General features: G+C 36.7%; 13 protein-coding genes. 8 read left to right on the forward strand and 5 right to left on the reverse strand.

Annotated elements, in window-relative coordinates; translation table 11 throughout:
• Positions 1–964 precede the first annotated feature (964 nt).
• The gene (locus DU508_RS01190) at positions 965–1,228 is read right to left on the reverse strand and encodes a hypothetical protein (RefSeq protein WP_115401034.1); all 264 of its coding nucleotides are present in this window, start codon (positions 1,226–1,228) and stop codon (positions 965–967) included.
• Positions 1,229–1,258: 30 nt separating this feature from the next.
• On the reverse strand, positions 1,259–4,486 hold the full coding sequence (locus DU508_RS01195) for an amidohydrolase family protein (RefSeq protein WP_233509371.1): 3,228 nt from the start codon (positions 4,484–4,486) through the stop codon (positions 1,259–1,261).
• A 71-nt stretch (positions 4,487–4,557) separates the two neighbouring features.
• Here DU508_RS01195 and DU508_RS01200 point away from each other — a divergent pair, with 71 nt between their 5' ends.
• The 8 genes from DU508_RS01200 to rplT all read left to right on the forward strand — a co-directional run bounded on the left by DU508_RS01200 (position 4,558) and on the right by rplT (position 13,764).
• Complete coding sequence (locus DU508_RS01200; RefSeq protein WP_115401035.1) at positions 4,558–6,450, forward strand: RecQ family ATP-dependent DNA helicase; 1,893 nt, start codon at positions 4,558–4,560, stop codon at positions 6,448–6,450.
• A gap of 541 nt (positions 6,451–6,991) precedes the next feature.
• Positions 6,992–8,299, forward strand: coding sequence for an MFS transporter (locus DU508_RS01205; RefSeq protein WP_115401036.1), 1,308 nt, complete (start codon positions 6,992–6,994; stop codon positions 8,297–8,299).
• Between the two features lie 21 nt (positions 8,300–8,320).
• Positions 8,321–9,058, forward strand: a complete 738-nt coding sequence (locus DU508_RS01210) for a (Fe-S)-binding protein (RefSeq protein WP_115401037.1) — start codon at positions 8,321–8,323, stop codon at positions 9,056–9,058.
• Positions 9,059–9,324: 266 nt separating this feature from the next.
• Entirely contained in the window at positions 9,325–10,224 is a 900-nt protein-coding gene (locus DU508_RS01215; RefSeq protein ID WP_147273577.1) for a hypothetical protein, read from the forward strand.
• Positions 10,225–10,605: 381 nt separating this feature from the next.
• Complete coding sequence (gene thrS / locus DU508_RS01220) at positions 10,606–12,531, forward strand: threonine--tRNA ligase (RefSeq protein ID WP_115401039.1); 1,926 nt, start codon at positions 10,606–10,608, stop codon at positions 12,529–12,531.
• 17 nt (positions 12,532–12,548) lie between these two features.
• Positions 12,549–13,118, forward strand: a complete 570-nt coding sequence (gene infC, locus DU508_RS01225) for a translation initiation factor IF-3 (RefSeq protein WP_115401040.1) — start codon at positions 12,549–12,551, stop codon at positions 13,116–13,118.
• A gap of 29 nt (positions 13,119–13,147) precedes the next feature.
• Positions 13,148–13,348: a 50S ribosomal protein L35 gene (gene rpmI, locus DU508_RS01230; RefSeq protein ID WP_010600880.1), complete on the forward strand. Its 201-nt coding sequence runs from the start codon at positions 13,148–13,150 to the stop codon at positions 13,346–13,348.
• A gap of 71 nt (positions 13,349–13,419) precedes the next feature.
• Positions 13,420–13,764, forward strand: coding sequence for a 50S ribosomal protein L20 (gene rplT, locus DU508_RS01235; protein ID WP_029285460.1), 345 nt, complete (start codon positions 13,420–13,422; stop codon positions 13,762–13,764).
• A gap of 334 nt (positions 13,765–14,098) precedes the next feature.
• Here rplT and DU508_RS01240 read toward each other — a convergent pair whose 3' ends face one another.
• From DU508_RS01240 to DU508_RS01250, 3 genes are all read right to left on the reverse strand, one after another.
• Complete coding sequence (locus tag DU508_RS01240; protein WP_115401041.1) at positions 14,099–16,009, reverse strand: DUF294 nucleotidyltransferase-like domain-containing protein; 1,911 nt, start codon at positions 16,007–16,009, stop codon at positions 14,099–14,101.
• Positions 16,010–16,013: 4 nt separating this feature from the next.
• Positions 16,014–16,694, reverse strand: coding sequence for a 3'-5' exonuclease (locus tag DU508_RS01245; RefSeq protein WP_158542111.1), 681 nt, complete (start codon positions 16,692–16,694; stop codon positions 16,014–16,016).
• Positions 16,695–16,913: 219 nt separating this feature from the next.
• Positions 16,914–17,645 carry an MIP/aquaporin family protein gene (locus DU508_RS01250; protein ID WP_115401043.1) on the reverse strand — a complete coding sequence of 244 codons (732 nt, stop codon included), beginning with the start codon at positions 17,643–17,645 and terminating at the stop codon, positions 16,914–16,916.
• Positions 17,646–17,679 lie beyond the last annotated feature (34 nt).

The following is a 17,679-nucleotide window of genomic DNA, read 5'->3' on the forward strand; positions in this document are numbered from 1 at the left end:
ATCTGATTAGAGAGAATTTGCGAAGTTGATGAGCGTGAGGTGGCCGCAGATTATATTTGCCACTGAAACACTGAACACACAGAAACAATATTGAACTTGATTCGGTGTCAATCTGTGTTTCCGTGGCAATCTAATAAGGAAGTGGTTTGCGAAGTTGATGATCGTGAAGTGGCCGCAGATTATATTTGCCACTGAAACACTGAACAAGCGAAATAATATATAAAACTTGATTCGGTGTCAATCCGTGTTTCCGTGGCAATCTAATAAGGAAGTGGTTTGCGAAGTTGATGATCGTGAAGTGGCCGCAGATTATATTTGCCACTGAAACACTGAACAAGCGAAATAATATATAAAACTTGATTCGGTGTCAATCCGTGTTTCCGTGGCAATCTAATAAGGAAGTGGTTTGCGAAGTTGATGATCGTGAAGTGGCCGCAGATTATATTTGCCACTGAAACGCTGAACACACAGAAACAATATTGAACTTGATTCGGTGTCAATCTGTGTTTCCGTGGCCATCTGATTAGGGAGAAGTTTGCAAAGTTGATGATCGTGAGGTGGCCACAGATTATATTTGTCACTGAAACACTGAACAAGCGAAATAATATATAAAACTTGATTCGGTGTCAATCCGTGTTTCCGTGGCAATCTAATAAGGAAGTGGTTTGCGAAGTTGATGATCGTGAAGTGGCCGCAGATTATATTTGCCACTGAAGCACTGAGCACGCGAAGTAATATATAAAACTTGATTCGGTGTCAATCTGTGTTTCCGTGGCCATCTGATTGGGAGGGAAGCTTGCGAAGTTGATGATCGTGAAGTGGCCGCAGATTATATTTGCCACGGAAACACTGAACACACAGAAACAATATTGAACTTGATTCCGTGTCAATCTGTGTTTCCGTGGCAATCTAATAAGGAAGTGGTTCGCGAAGTTGATGATCATGAAGTAAAAGGGAGAAGATTCTACATCTTCATTTTAAAATGCGTTAAAAAGTAGATGATGCAGATCACAATAATTGAATTCAGAGTAAGCAGTAACCATGCAATAACAGATTTCCTATCTTTCATTAAACCGATAAAAGAAGTCACGTAAGCCATTACCATAAGCGCTAAAAATAAATCGATCACACTAACGCCAAGGAAAGAATATCCTCCTAAAAAGAATATCAGTAAGCCTAGTATCAGAAACGCTATAGAGGCAAGGATGTAAAGTTTGTTATGTTTCATTCAGTTGAATCTGCCGTCACTTTCTTTAAGTTAATCACAATGAGGAACTGTAAAAGTCCAGGTTTCTGATTCTCCGTTCGGAATAACGTATCCGTTTCCTCTTGCATCCTCAAACCATAATTTTCCGCGAAGTTTTTCTCTGGTGCCCACTTCATTCATGGTAGCGCTATCATAAAGACGACCGTTAATCATCACATATTTAATCTTTTCAGAATTACGGATATCATCCAAAGGGTTCGCATCCATAATAACTAAATCGGCTAATTTTCCAACTTCTAAAGAACCAATTTCTTTATTCATCCCCAAATAACTTGCACCGTTTAATGTGGCATTTCTAATCGCCTGTAGTGGGGAAAAACCACCTTGAACCATCATCCAAAGTTCCCAATGCGCACCTAAACCCTGAATTTGTCCGTGAGCACCCAGGTTTACTTTTGTACCGCCATCAGCAATTTGTTTAGTTGCTTTTGCAATATCAATATGGTTATAGTCGCTATATTCTGAAGTGGTTCTGCGCCTTGACCTGGAATCGATAATTGAACGTGGCGTATAAGTCATTAATTTTTCATTCTCCCAAACATTCGTTCTGTCGTACCAATAATTTTCGCCCCATTGGCCGCCATAAGCTACAATCAGCGTTGGGGTATAACCAACCTCGGTATTGTTCCAAAGTGTGGTTACATCTTTATAAACAGGTAAAACAGGAATGCTGTGTTCAATCCCGGTATGACCATCTGCTACCATATTCATATTGTGGAAAAAAGTTGAACCACCTTCAGGTACCACTTCCATTTTTAACTGGCGGGCAGCTTCCAGAATTTGCTGACGTTGCTCTCTGCGTGGTTGATTGTAAGATTTTACAGAAAATGCTCCAACTGCTTTTAATCTGCGAAGATGGGTCAAAGCATCATCTAAACTGTTAATAACAACTTTGAAATCGCCATCTGCACCGTAAAGAATCGAACCTGTTGAATAAACCCGTGGTCCAATCATTCTGCCTGCTTTAAGCATTTCGCTTTGACTGAAAACCATTTCCGTATTACTTGATGGATCATGCGAAGTGGTAACACCAAAAGCCAGGTTTGCCATATAACTCCAATCACTTTGTGGGGTAATCCCATCAGGACTGGTGCGTAAATGAGCATGAACATCAACAATTCCAGGCATTATCGTTTTGCCATGCACGTCAATCACTTTTGCGTTAGCTGGAATATTAACGGCATCAACTTTTCCAATTGTCGTGATTTTATTGCCGTCTGTTAAAATCGTACCATTTTCAATTACTTCATCGCCCTTCATAGAGATGATTCTTGCACCTTTCAAAGCGACAATTCCTGTTGGAGCATCGCTTTTTAGTGTCAGATTGATATCAACTGAACTGGGCTGAGTTTTAGGAGTAGAACCATCGAAATTGAAAGCACTGTTTACATCAATGGTAAAATATTTTGGTCCTAAAGTCCAGTGTAAGTTTTTGCTGTCAGCACTCCATTGCATGTAGGTTCCGCCATCAGTAGTAACTTTTGCAACAGGGATAGCTTTATTTCCTGCTGATGCGTCCTGGGCAGTTCCAACATTGATCATCGGAGTGATATAAACATTAAAAAGTTCATTAAAAGCAAGCCACTTATTATCAGGACTAACCACAAACTGATTAGCGTACTGAGAGGTAAAATGCGTTCTTTCATTTGCTCCGTTTAAATCAATGCTTTTTAATGCTTTTTTGCCATCAGCATAACTTTGAAAATAGATGCGGGTATCGGTATTGTTAAAGGATGGTTTGATGCCACTTTCAGAAACCAATGTTTTAGCTCCTCCATTTGCAGGGATAATGAAAATTCCTGTTCCCCGACCATAATTATAACCTAAAACATCATTTCCGCTTCCTTTTCTAAAAACAATTTTATCGCCTTTGGTTGAATATTGAGGCGAATAATAAAATCCTTTTTCATCACTTAAGGTAATCGTTTTTCCGGATTTGATTTCTGTTCTTTTTATTGCTCCACGAAGTTCATCGCTCCAGGTAGTATAAACTATAAATTTTCCGTCAGGACTAAAGCTCGGTTCAAATTCAAAATCCATTCCATTGGTCAGCCTTTCTGGTTTGCCGCCACCCAATTCTTGTTTATAAAGGAAACCGGCAGCATTAAAAACAATTGTTTTTCCATCAGGAGATGTTGTTAATTGCCTCAACATTTTAGCCGAAAAATCATTGCTAAAAACCTGTTGCTCAAAATGTAAAGATTTTTGAACAGTTTGAATGGTATTTGCCTGAAAAGGAATAATTGAATTTACCAGTGTTCCGATTTCAGTTTTTCTGATCTTTCCCTTCGCATAAAATACCAAACTTTTACTATCTGGTGTCCAGGCGAAGTTCGGGTAAACGCCAAAAATGGCCCAGGTTTCTTGCTGATCGTGAGATAAATCTTCATTTACCGGCCATTCCTCTCCGGTTTTTAGATTTTGAACGTAAAGTGTCGATTTCAAGCGGACACGCTTAACAAAAGCGATTAAGTTTCCATCAGGAGAAACCTGCGGACAGCAGGCGCCGCCTTGTTCATTAATCAGCGTAGTTAGCTTGCCAGTAGTTAAATCCAATTGTCGAATGGCATAAATTGTTCCGTTCGGGTCTTTACTGTATTCGAAATTTGGCCCCGGACTTACGTCTTCACTAAAATAAACATATCTGCCGTCGGGTGAAACATTTGGTTCTCCGGCATCTTGTTGGTCATTTTTACGTTTCGTTAACTGAACACCGTCGCCACCATTTATACTGTACATCCACATTTCTCCGGCACCCAAAGAGCGTCCGGCAGTAAAGTGTTTACGGGCAATGATATATTCACTATTTGGCATCCAGGTAGCATTATTTAAAAGCCTGAAGGTTTCTTTGGTAATCTGCTTTTTACCGGAACCATCACGATTCATGATCCAGATGTTATCGCCACCACTCTTATCGCTCGTATAAGAAATATATTTTCCGTTTGGACTAAACCTTGGCTGCACATCCCAGGCTATGCCTCCGCTTATTAACCTCGCAACGCCGCCAGAAATTGGCATAATGTAAATATCGCCTAATAAATCAAAAACGATTTCCTGTCCATCTGCACTAACATCAAGGTTCATCCAGGTGCCTTCATCAGTATTTAAAGTGAAATTTTTCGTTGTGCCTTGATATTTTTCTACATCCCATTTCTTTTCCTGGGCATTTGAAGTGAAAAATAATAGAGAAAGAGCAGATAGAAAATAGAGGTGTTTCATTAAATTTTGATTAATTGAAGCGCAATTTAGCAATATCAATAGCTTTTTTATAGTTTTGATACCGCCGATTTATGACAGCAATAGAGATTTTACAAAAATATTGGGGACACCAGGCTTTCCGGCCGTTACAGCAAGAAATTATTACCTCGGTTTTGGAAGGAAAAGATAGTTTAGCGCTTTTGCCCACCGGAGGAGGTAAATCCATTTGTTTTCAGGTTCCGGCTTTAGTTAAGGAAGGAATTTGCATTGTGGTTTCGCCACTTATCGCCTTAATGAAAGATCAGGTTGAAAATCTAAAATCAAAAGGTATTGAGGCCATAGCGATTTATGCCGGAATGGGTAAACGGGAAATTGATATTTTATTGGATAACTGCATTTATGGCAAAATCAAATTCCTTTATTTATCGCCCGAAAGATTGCTTTCAGATTTAGTTCGGGTACGAATTTCGTACATGAATGTTAACCTGATTGCGGTTGATGAGGCACATTGTATTTCGCAATGGGGCTATGATTTCAGACCGCCTTATCTACAAATTTCTAAGTTGAGGGAAATTCTTCCCGATATACCTGTTTTAGCCTTAACGGCAACTGCCACTGAGTTTGTTCGTCAGGATATTATTGAAAAACTGGAGATGAAAGATCCGCAGGTTTTTATTAAAAGTTTTGCCCGTGATAACTTAAGCTATGTTGTTTTCGGACAGGAAGATAAATATAAGAAGCTGATTGATATTTGCAGAAATGTAAAGGGAACAGGATTGGTTTATGTTAGGAATCGGAGAGAAACCGCTGAAGTTTCAAATTTTATCAATCGCAATCAAATTAAAGCAGATTTTTACCATGCAGGTTTAGAGAGAGATGTGCGTTTTCAAAAACAAGAAGATTGGAAACAGAACAAAACCCGGATCATTGTTGCCACCAATGCATTTGGAATGGGGATTGATAAAGCCGATGTTCGTTTTGTGGTACATTTAGATTTGCCTGAAAGTTTAGAAGCGTATTATCAGGAAGCGGGTAGAGCAGGACGTGATGAAAAACGAAGTTATGCGGTTTTACTGGCCAATCAATCTGATGTTTTGAGTCTGGAATCAAGGTATATTAACAGTTTTCCATCTCCGGAAGAAATCAGAAAAACTTACCATTATTTAGGAAATTATTTCCAATTGGCCTTTGGAGCAGGAGAGGGATTAACGTTTACTTTTGATATAGCTGATTTTTGTAAAAGATTTAATGTTAGTGTTTTAAAAACCATTTCTGCACTTAAGTTTTTAGAACATGATGGATATATCACGGTATCAGAAAGTGTTTTCCTGCCATCAAGGCTTATGTTTATTGTTAGCCATGAAGATGTATATCGTTTTCAAATTGAAAATAAAGCTTACGATGGCGTGATCAAAACTATTTTACGATCGTATGGTGGTGCTTTTGATGGATTTGTAAAAATAAATGAGGCAGATTTGGCTAAAAAATTAGGCTTATCTTTTAAAGATGTAATCGTACTGTTAAATAAATTACAATCTATAGAAATGCTTACCTACATTCAGCAAACTGATCAGCCACAATTACAATATGTTCGTTCGCGGGTAGATATGGACCATTTTGATCTTGACGTGAAATATTTAGAATTGAGAAAGGAAATTTTACTAAAACAGGTTAATGCAGTTGTTGCTTATACCTCTACCAATAAATGCCGGAGCATACAACTTCTAAACTATTTCGATGAGCGCAATGCAGGCAAGTGCGGTGTTTGTGATGTTTGCCTGGCCGAAAAAAGAGCAGAGAATGAAGTTCAAATGAATGATGAAATCGAATTTGAAATTGTTTCTTTGTTGCAGCAGCAACCTTTAAGCTTGGATGATCTGGTTACCAATATAAAAAATGGTGCTGAAAATGAACGCATCGATGCCATTCGCGAATTATTAGATGCCGGCAAGATAAAAACTGATGGGAAGAAATATTATCTTTAGCGAGGAAAGGTTAATCTCTTTCTTGGCGAGAAAAGGTTAATTGTTTAAACTGTCGAAACTGGTTAATCGAATTGCAGTTCGTGACTTAAGCATTTAACAAGAGTTAATCTCTTTCTTGGCGAGAAAAGGTTAATTGTTTAAACTGTCGAAACTGGTTAATCGAATTGCAGTTCGTGACTTAAGCATTTAACAAGAGTTAACCTCTTTCTTAGTGAGAAATGGTTAATTGTTTGAACTGTCGAAACCGGTTAATCAAATTGCAGTTCATGACTTAACCGTTTAACAAGAGTTAACCTCTTTCTTGGCGAGAAAAGGTTAATTGTTTGAACTGTCGAAACTGGTTAATCGAATTGCAGTTCATGACTTAACCGTTTAACAAGAGTTAACCTCTTTCTTGGCGAGAAAAGGTTAATTGTTTAAACTGTCGAAACCGGTTAATCGAAATTGCAGTTCATGATTTAACCGTTTAATGACAGTTAACCAATTAACCAATTTATACAATTAACCTCTTTTTAAATACAGTTAACCTCTTTAAAAACAAATGATAGAAAAAAACAATAAGAAAACCATTCGTTCCTGGGCTTTCTTCGATTGGGCAAACTCTGCCTATAATTTAGTGATCACTTCGACTATTTTTCCAGCTTATTATACCATTATTACCACTACAAAAGAACATGGAGATAAGGTGCAGTTTTTCGGAAGAACTTTTGTAAATACATCACTTTCCAATTATGCCTTATCTTTTGCGTACCTCGTTATGGCTTTCGCTTTACCTATTTTATCATCAATAGCAGATAGAAGGGGTAATAAAAAATCATTCATGAAATTTTTTACCTATATGGGTGGTTTGGCATGTATAGCATTGTATTTTTTTAAGCTGGATACTTTGGAAATGAGTATTATTTTCTTTGCGCTGGCGGCGATGGGTTACATCGGAGGTGTGCTTTTCAGTAATTCTTATTTACCAGAAATTGCAACAGAAGATCATCAGGATAGGGTAAGCGCACAAGGTTTTTCTTACGGTTACATTGGTTCGGTTATATTACAGTTAATATGCTTTCTGTTTGTTTTAAAACCTGAGTGGTTTGGAATCGTTGATGCATCATTTCCTCCACGATTATCATTTCTTTTAGTTGGAGTATGGTGGATCGCTTTTTCGCAAATCCCTTTTACGGTTCTGCCAGGCGGAACTCCTCAGGCTGGAAAAATAAAGACAAACATCATTAAAGATGGATTCAGCGAATTATCTAAAGTTTGGGGACAATTGAAGCAAATCAAAAAGTTAAAAGGATTTCTTTTCTCCTTTTTTTTCTATTCAATGGGCGTTCAAACTATCATGTTGGCTGCTGCTGGCTTCGCCGAAAAAACATTAAAGCTTGGAACTGCAAAACTGATCGCAGTGATATTAATTATTCAGCTTGTGGCTATTCCAGGAGCCTTATTAATGTCGTACCTGGCCAAAAAGATTGGAAACGTAAATGTTTTAATCATGGTTGTTTTAATATGGATTGGCTGTTGTGTTTATGGCTATTTCATTACCAACGAATATCAGTTTTATTCCCTGGCTGCAATTGTAGGCTTAATCATGGGTGGAATCCAGTCTTTATCACGTTCTACTTATTCGAAATATTTACCGATAAATACGCCAGATACCACATCATTTTTTAGCTTTTATGATGTAACAGAAAAACTGGCTATTGTAATCGGGCTTTTTAGTTTTGCTTATATTGAAGATTTGACAGGAAATATTCGCTACTCCATTATCGCTTTGGCATCATTTTTTATAATCGGATTGGTGTTTTTAGCAATCTTGAGAAAAATCGAACACAAAGAATTGCTAAAATTGTAAGTTTGTAGCCTGAAGAATATTATGAAAGTAGAATTATTTGTACCCTGTTTTGTAGATCAATTATATCCCGAAACCGCTTTTAATACATTGAGATTATTGGAAAAATCGGGCTGTAAGGTAGAATATAACTCAAAACAGACTTGTTGTGGCCAACCTGCTTACAATGCTGGTTATTGGGATGAGGCAAAAGAAGTAGGCACAAAATTCTTAAACGATTTTACTGAAAATACCTACGTGGTTGCACCTTCTGCCTCGTGTGTTGGAATGGTAAAAGGCGGTTATAATGATTTATTTACCAATACCATTGTTCATAATAAATGTCGCAGTTTACAATCAAACATCTGGGAGCTTTCTGATTTTTTAATCAATGTGGCTAAAAAGGATTACTTTGGGGCAGAGCTGGAAGGTAAAGCTGTTTATCATGATTCCTGCAGTGCACTACGTGAATGTAAAATCAAAGATGAGCCTCGCCAGCTCTTATCAAAAGTTCATGGACTGGAAATGCTCGAAATGGAAGATACAGACATGTGCTGTGGCTTTGGTGGAACATTTGCGGTTAAATTTGATGCAATTTCATCTGCCATGGCAGAACAGAAAGTTAATCATGCTTTGGCGCAACAGGCTGATTATATTATCTCTACAGATTTATCATGTCTTTTACATCTTCAAGGTTATATCGATAAAAACAATTTGCCGATTAAAACCATGCATATTGCAGATGTTTTATGTAACGGTTGGCTAGAAAGCACTGAATATTAAACCTCAACCCGTAAGCGGGAGAACCGATTTGTAAAAAAGAAATTACATATCAAATTTGCTGCTCGAATGTGCGTTTTAGAACGATTTTGGAATGTCTTTAACACTTTTTAACAAGTTTGACGTTTTAACTATAATAACTTTGTTAAACCTTTTTTAAACTTTCACATCTAACAAACAAAACATGAAACCATCATGATTTTTCAGACCCACACAGTGGTATGAATAAATCTGATAGCTTCATCACAATTAAAAACAAATTTATACGGATGAAAAAATTATTTTTCGCTTTATTAAGTGTTTTCTCCATCGTATCTGTTGCAGATGCACAAAAGAAAACTTCGGGCGCTATACAGTTTGAAACTATTATAGATCCTGCTGCAATGATGGCAGCTAGTGGAGTTAAATTGCCCGAGCAGGCTGTTGCCCGCATGCCCTCAACCAGCAAATCAAACTTCGAATTACTTTTTAATGCTACAAACGCAAGTTATATGCCAGTTGAAGAAACTGAAGACAGTAATGGCGGCGGTGGCGGTGGTGGTATGGGTAGAATGATGATGCGTTTTGGTGGTGCCGGTGGAAACAGAGAATATTACTATAGTTTCGCTGATCAAAAGCTAACCGAAGTTTTTGACCTCAATGATACCACCTATTATATGCCAAGCAAGTTAACATTATCAACTACTGGTCCGATCAGTTCATTTAGAATGGGGGGTAATCCAAACGATACTGCCAAAGCTAAACCAGTTGATCCGCCGAAAATTGAAGTTGTTAAAACCGATGCCACTAAAAAAATTATAGGTTTTGATTGTAAAGAGGTGATTGTGAAATCGACCAGATCTGTTAAAATTTTAGACATGGATAAAGATGTAACCGAAGAAACGCACATTTGGTACACAAACGATTTAGGTTTCAATTTCTCGCCTAATCCTAACATGTGGACTGAAGGTGCTGTTTTAGCAATCGAAAGCAGAGGAAATACTACCATTGCTAAAAGTATTGAATATCGTAATGTGAGCGCCAAAGATGTTACGGCACCTAAAAAAGCTAAATTAATTACCGAGGAAGAATACAAAACTAAAATGGACAATATGATGAAACGTTTTAGAAATAACAGACCCGGTGGTGGTAATTTTGGAGGTGGAAGAACGGTTGTAATCGGTCAATAATTCTCAAAAAAATATTAAGGGCCTGCTCATTTTTGAGCGGGCTTTTTTATTTGTAAAGCAATTGCAGTAGTAATTTGGTTAATTCTATTAATAACGTTTCGTCAGTACTTAAACTTAACTGATTTCCGTGGATTCAGTGTTTCCGTGGCAAAAATGTTTGCTTGTTCATTGTGCCACCAATGAAAGGCTGGAGAGATGATTTTGCAATGGCAGAATTATTGGCTTTTGCTTGCGAAAATCAACTGAAAAAATCAGAACCTGATAAAAATTTCCTATCTTCGCGACAATTAAAAATCACTTGGTATGTGATTTAGAACTAACATTATTTTTAAACCGTTCCGAAATTTTAATAAAAGGATTAGGAACAAATCATAGTTGTAGATGATTAATATTACTTTACCTGACGGCTCCCTTCGTCAGTATGAAAAGGGCACTTCTGCCCACCAAATTGCATTGTCAATTTCTGAAGGTTTAGCCCGAAACGTATTAGCCGCAGAGGTTAATGGCGAAGTTTGGGATTCAACACGGCCAATCGAATCTGATTCATCAGTAAAATTACTAACCTGGAATGATGCTGCCGGAAAATCAACTTTTTGGCATTCATCAGCCCACTTAATGGCCGAAGCCCTAGAGGCACTTTATCCGGGAACAAAATTCGGCATTGGTCCGGCCATTGAAACTGGTTTTTACTACGATGTCGATTTTGGCGATAAAGAATTTTCTTCGGATGATTTCAAGGCAATCGAAACCAAAATGATTGAATTAGCTAAGCAAAAAGAAACTTTTACCCGTGAAAGTGTAAGTAAAGCTGATGCTATTAAATATTTCACTGAAAAGGGCGATGAGTACAAACTGGATTTAATTGACGGTTTGGAAGATGGAAAAATCACATTCTATACTCAAGGGCGGTTTACCGACCTATGTCGTGGTCCGCACATTCCAAATACAGGTTTTGTTAAAGCCGTAAAACTGATGAATGTTGCCGGCGCTTATTGGCGTGGCGATGAAACTAAAAAACAGTTGACCCGTATATATGGCGTAACTTTTCCAAAAGCGAGTGAGCTTACTGAATATCTTGCAATGATTGAAGAAGCCAAAAAACGAGATCACCGCAAACTTGGAAAAGAACTTGAATTATTTGCTTTTTCAGAAAAAGTTGGAATGGGTTTACCTTTGTGGTTACCTAAGGGAACTGCTTTACGTGAACGTTTGGTTAACTTTTTAACTAAGGCACAAGCTAAAGCAGGATACGAGCAGGTGGTTACACCTCACATTGGTCATAAAAACCTATATGTAACTTCTGGTCATTGGGAAAAATACGGTAAAGATTCATTTCAGCCGATAAAAACGCCACAGGAAGGAGAGGAGTTTTTCTTAAAACCGATGAACTGCCCTCACCATTGTGAAATTTACAAAACAAAACCACGCTCTTATAAAGATCTTCCGGTTCGTTTTGCAGAATTTGGTACAGTATATCGTTACGAACAAAGTGGCGAGTTACATGGTTTAACTCGTGTACGTGGCTTTACTCAGGATGATGCACACTTATTCTGTATGCCAGAGCAAGTGAAAGAGGAATTTAAAAAAGTAATCGATTTAGTACTGTATGTATTTAAATCTTTAGGATTTGAAAACTATACAGCTCAAATTTCGTTAAGAGATCCGGAGAACAAAGCAAAATATATAGGTTCTGATGAAAATTGGAGGTTATCTGAAAATGCAATTATTGAAGCTGCAGAAGAGAAGGGCTTAAATACTGTTGTAGAATATGGCGAGGCTGCTTTTTATGGCCCTAAGCTAGATTTTATGGTTAAAGATGCCTTAGGTAGAAAATGGCAATTAGGTACCATACAAGTAGATTACAACTTGCCTGAACGTTTTGAACTGGAGTATACAGGCAGCGACAACCAAAAACATAGACCAGTAATGATTCACCGTGCGCCGTTTGGTTCACTGGAAAGATTTATTGCCGTTTTGATAGAACATTGTGCAGGAAATTTCCCATTATGGTTAAGTCCTGAACAATTTATTATTCTTCCTATTTCAGAAAAATATGAAGATTATGCAAAAAAAGTTTTAGATGAACTAAATAATTCCGATATTCGCGGGCTGATTGACTTTCGTGATGAGAAAATCGGACGTAAAATCCGTGATGCGGAAGTTAAAAAGATCCCATACATGCTCATTATTGGCGATAAGGAGATGGCTGAAGGAAAAGTTTCAGTTCGTAAACATGGCGAAGGAGATTTGGGCGAAATGACGTTGGAAGAATTCAACAGTTTATTAAGAAAAGAAATAACAGTTTAAATTAAAATAAATACAATTTGGCATTAGGAAGACCAGGATTTAACAGGGGACCACGTCCGCCTTTTAAGAAAAAAGAAGCAGAACATAACATTAATCAGTACATTAAATCGCCTGAAGTGCGTTTGGCTGGCGATAATGTTGAACCAGGGATTTATCCTTTGGCAAAAGCTTTGGCACTTGCTGATGAACTGGAATTGGATTTGGTTGAAATTTCTCCAAATGCAGTGCCACCAGTTTGTAGAATTATTGATTACAGCAAGTTCGTTTACGAGCAAAAGAAAAAGCAAAAGGAAATTAAAGCCAATGCCAAGCAAACTGTAATTAAGGAGATTCGTTTCGGTCCTAATACGAACGATCACGATTTCCAGTTTAAATTAAAGCATGCAATAAGCTTTTTAGAGAACGGTGAGAAAGTTAGGGCTTATGTGCATTTTAAAGGTAGAGCAATTGTGTACAAAGAACAAGGCGAGATTTTATTATTGAAATTTGCCCAGGCTTTGGAAGAAGTTGGAAAAGTTGAGCTTTTACCTAAATTAGAAGGTAAACGTATGTTCTTAACAGTTGCGCCTAAAGTAGTAAAAAAATAAAAATAGGTTTATAAATTAAAAAACAGGTTATGCCAAAAATGAAAACCAATTCCAGTGCTAAAAAGCGTTTTTCGCTTACTGGAACAGGTAAAATCAAAAGAAACAAAGCATACAAAAGTCACATCTTAACTAAGATGAGTACTAAACGTAAACGTGCTCTTGGAAATGCAGGAATTGTAACAGATGCAGATTCAGGTAACGTTAAACGTATGCTTTGTATCGGAAAGTAATTTATTAATTCACCAGGTATCAGGCATTAAAGATCCTAATTGGACGCCGCTTACCAAAAAACAACAACAACATGCCACGTTCGGTAAACGCAGTAGCTTCGAGAAGAAGAAGAAAAAAAGTCCTTAATATGGCCAAAGGCTATTGGGGCGCAAGAAGTAAAGTTTTTACGGTTGCTAAAAACACAGTAGAAAAAGGTTTGCAATATGCTTACCGTGACCGTAAAGTTAAGAAAAGAGAATTCCGCGGATTATGGATCCAACGTATTAATGCAGGTGCTCGTCAGCACGGTATTTCTTACTCTCAATTAATCGGTAAACTTGCTTCAAAAGAAATCGGTTTAAACCGTAAAGTATTGGCTGATTTAGCAATGAATCATCCTGAAGCTTTCAAAGCTGTAATTGATGCAGTAAAATAGAAATTTTCGCTGAAGCGATAATCATATTTGAAAAAGGGAACCAATTCGGTTCCCTTTTTTGTTGCTGCTTTTTACAATTGGGATTCGCTTCTTTACGGGTCCCAATGCAGAATTGTCAATCCGAAGTAAGTTCATTAAAGTATGTATACCCGCAAATTATAATTCCATTTGGCATATAGCCAGGCGAAAAAGACAGCTCCTGAAAAAGTAACTATAAAAATTCCGACTAATTCACTTAAATTCTTACTTTGATATAAATGTCCGGAAAATGAAGCAAATCCTTACCTGCTGTTTTTCTTAATTATCTCTTTGAAGGCTAAAAAGATAGCAAAAACTATATATTGAAACTATTGGTAAATCTCATTTTAATTCCTGATTGAAAGTTTAAAATAGTTTTGAAGATTTCAACCAAGGTTACTTTTTCGATTTTAGTTAGTTTATTTATTTCAATAAGATTGTTTGGTGCTGCATTATCTCTGATAATAAGATTGGATTGATGTTTTAATCTTAATGCCATTAAATAATAGTAGCATTGCACTAGCTCATTAAATTGTGTTTCGCTAAAAAAACCGATAGATTTTAATTCGCGTAACCGTTCTCCGGTATTTTCTTTTTGAAAAATTCTATTCTGCAAAGCGTAAACCCTAACCAGATCTACAATGGGTGTCATTGCTGTTTTAATATCAAATACTTCTTTACTTTCTATTTTCTGAGTTTTGATATTTTTAAAATAGGTTAGTGGAGGTTCATAAAGAAGCGCATTCTTTGCCAAATACAAATAAAACCGTTCCATTGGTTTTTTAAGTTCATCATCAACAAATTCTCTTAAGTGCTGCATAATCTCCAGGTCGCCATAAATTGCTCTGCAATCAAAAAACGCTGCAAACTTTACTGCGGTTTCAGGTAAGGCTTCTTCAATCCAGTTTTTATAATTGTATTTCCAATGAGATAAAGAATGTGTCCAGTTGGGATTAGTAGCCATATAATCTCCATCGCAATAAACAAATCCAACATAGTTTAGTTTATCTGAAACCTGTGTGGCAAAATCGAGGAAATAGGAACGAACCATGGCCCGCCGATCTTCCGGCATATCTTCGTAAATGATTGCATTGTCCTGATCAGTTTTAAGCGTAAGTTCTTTTCTACCTTCACTGCCCAAAACCATGAAGACAAATTTGGCTGGAGGCGGACCGAGCTTCCGGATGACTTCTTCAATAATTTTATTTGAAATGGTATCGGCAATTGTAGTTACCACTTCATTTACAATTTCTGCATGAACTCCTCTTTCCAATAACTGAGCAACAATGCCTGGAACTTTTTGCCATTTTGATTTTAGGTCGGCAGTGTTCGATGCTGATTTAACCGATTGTATAAAAACAAGTGGAGATTGTGCTTGCTCGCTCAATAATCTGTTCCGACTTAAAAAGCCAACATATTTGTTTTCATCCTCGATTAATAAATACCTTGATTTGCTACTGAACATTAATAAAATTGCCTCATATACATAAGCATTAGCAGAAATGCTGACAATTTTTGTGTCCATGATTTCATTAACCGGAAGGCCAGGATCAACTTGTTGCGCAATTACACGATCTCTCAACGTGATATCAGTTACAAAACCTACGTATTTTTCTTCACTATTTTTGATGAATAAGCAACTGGTTTTGTTTTCAGCCATTTTAATAGCAGCCTCAAAAATTGGAGTTTCAGGGGCACAACTAATAATGTTCTTATAATTGATATCACTTATTTTTAAGGAATAAAGCTGATCAACGACCAGATAATTATCTTCAAGTGAACCATTGGTTTTATAAAAATAGGCATACTCTTCATCTAACATTCTTTTGCCAAAATCATTGGCGAAAAAATCAAAAAACACTTCAAAATCGGCACATATTTTTTTGAAATCTTTTCTGGGGAAAAAATATACTTTGGTACCTGCTTGAGCGATTACTGTTTTTAATGATTTTCTTTTGTTGAAAAGAATAGAAATCCCTCCGCAGGTAGATCCAACTTCATAAGTCTCTATTTTTTGTTTTGTTTTTTTGTTATCAGTAAAAAAGGTTTCAAAACTACCTTTAATAATAATTTGAACGCCTTTTAGTTTTTGAACGCCCTGATCGTAAATTTTGGTTTCCTCAGTATACAAAATCTCTTCTAATGTTGAAGCAATATCTGATAAAACTTCATCAGATAATAGGTTATATGGAGTTGTTTTTTTTAAGAAATCTAGTTTACCTTCCATAAAATTAAAATGAAAACAACCTGTTAATGAATTTTTTGGCAGAAGATATTTCCGTATTTGATGCCTCATTAGTTAACGAAAAATCATTTACCTGCTGGTTGATGCTATTTTCTGTTATTTCGCCATTTTTAAGCAAGTGGAAGAAAATTCTCGCGGTATTAAGTGCATCGGATAATGCATCATGAAAGTGTTTTGGTTTCTCATTAAATAATTCAAAATAGAAGTCATTTAACTTTAGCAATTCCACATCTGGGTTTTTAACATGTGGTTTGCTCGCTTTCATGGTGCAAAATAAAGGTAAATTTGCTAAAACATCAGTCATTCCGATTCTTTGAAATTCCACGTTAATCATGTGATAATCAAATTCCATGAAGTGCCCTATAACGATGGGCTGGTATTTTTTCACATCCTGATAAAAGGCCATCATCACGGTTTCTCTTGATTTTCCATGAAACTGAAGATCATCTGCTGTGATGTGATGAATTTTTTGAGAAGATTTTTCGATCTTAAAATCAGTATTTTTAATGAAATGATTTTGTCGTTCCACTTCATTTAAATCTTGATCATATACAATCCATGCGATTTGAATAATATATGGCCAGTTTTTTTCCTTATCATAGGAAGCTTTCCAGTTTTTTGGCAAACCAGATGTTTCTGTATCTATAAAAAGGAAATAATTTTGCAACAGTGAGTATATTGATTAGAAAACAGATGCTTAATATTCAAATATAATAATTTAATTGTTGTTTGTTTTTATGTCGATGAGGGAAATATGTTTTTAGTGATTTATCAAAGAAATAGCAAACCAGCTTATATTTTTTAATTATATCTATTGGTTAGACTGCAATTATTTTTTAAAAAAAAAATCTCTATTGATTTAGCAATAGAGATTCATTGACTTGACCTATAAATTTAAGGAGAGATAGAGCAAAGCCGCCAGAGTTGCTCCAATAACCGGACCGACTATTGGAACCCAGGAATAGCCCCAATCGCTCGTTCCTTTTCCTTTCATTGGAATAAGGGCATGAACAATTCTTGGACCTAAATCTCTAACCGGATTGATGGCATAACCCGTTGTGCCACCTAAAGCCAGCCCTATTACCCATACTAAAAATGCTACAGGTATGGCACCCAACGAGCCTAAGCCAATGGGTGTTTTTTCGCTTCCCATTTCTGCATTGGTAAAATAAAAGATCACAAAAATTAACACAAAAGTTCCAATAATTTCAGAAAATAAATTTGACTTTAAATTTCTGATTGCTGGAGCCGTGGCAAAAGGAGCGGCTTTTAAGCCTTTATCTTCAGTAGCATCAAAATGATCTTTATATATTAACCATACTAAAAATGAGCCCACCATTGCACCCGAAAGTTGTGCTAAAATGTAGTATGGTACTTTAATCCAGTGAAATTTCTGTGCTATCGCTAATGCTATGGTTACTGCCGGGTTTAAATGTGCCCCACTATACGGTGCGGCAATTACAACACCAACAAATACGGCAAGTGCCCATGCGGTTGTAATTACCATCCAGCCACTATTATTTCCTTTTGTGCCACTAAGCACAACATTTGCAACAACACCATTTCCAAGTAAGATTAAAAGTGCTGTGCCGATAAATTCTGCGACAAATTCTGTCATGATAAATATTTGGTTAAAAATCTAATAGATGATG

Source organism: Pedobacter chinensis (genome assembly GCF_003339865.1).
In the GTDB taxonomy this organism is placed as follows: domain Bacteria; phylum Bacteroidota; class Bacteroidia; order Sphingobacteriales; family Sphingobacteriaceae; genus Pedobacter; species Pedobacter chinensis.

Bases quoted from the DNA above. Each gene is read 5' to 3' on its own strand.
- DU508_RS01210 (WP_115401037.1), top strand. From the start codon at position 8,321: ATGAAAGTAGAATTATTTGTACCCTGTTTTGTAGATCAATTATATCCC.
- DU508_RS01205 (WP_115401036.1), top strand. From the start codon at position 6,992: ATGATAGAAAAAAACAATAAGAAAACCATTCGTTCCTGGGCTTTCTTC.
- DU508_RS01240 (WP_115401041.1), bottom strand. From the start codon at position 16,009: ATGGAAGGTAAACTAGATTTCTTAAAAAAAACAACTCCATATAACCTA.
- DU508_RS01190 (WP_115401034.1), bottom strand. From the start codon at position 1,228: ATGAAACATAACAAACTTTACATCCTTGCCTCTATAGCGTTTCTGATA.
- DU508_RS01250 (WP_115401043.1), bottom strand. From the start codon at position 17,645: ATGACAGAATTTGTCGCAGAATTTATCGGCACAGCACTTTTAATCTTA.
- DU508_RS01195 (WP_233509371.1), bottom strand. From the start codon at position 4,486: ATGAAACACCTCTATTTTCTATCTGCTCTTTCTCTATTATTTTTCACT.
- rplT (WP_029285460.1), top strand. From the start codon at position 13,420: ATGCCACGTTCGGTAAACGCAGTAGCTTCGAGAAGAAGAAGAAAAAAA.
- DU508_RS01215 (WP_147273577.1), top strand. From the start codon at position 9,325: ATGAAAAAATTATTTTTCGCTTTATTAAGTGTTTTCTCCATCGTATCT.
- DU508_RS01200 (WP_115401035.1), top strand. From the start codon at position 4,558: ATGACAGCAATAGAGATTTTACAAAAATATTGGGGACACCAGGCTTTC.
- thrS (WP_115401039.1), top strand. From the start codon at position 10,606: ATGATTAATATTACTTTACCTGACGGCTCCCTTCGTCAGTATGAAAAG.
- rpmI (WP_010600880.1), top strand. From the start codon at position 13,148: ATGCCAAAAATGAAAACCAATTCCAGTGCTAAAAAGCGTTTTTCGCTT.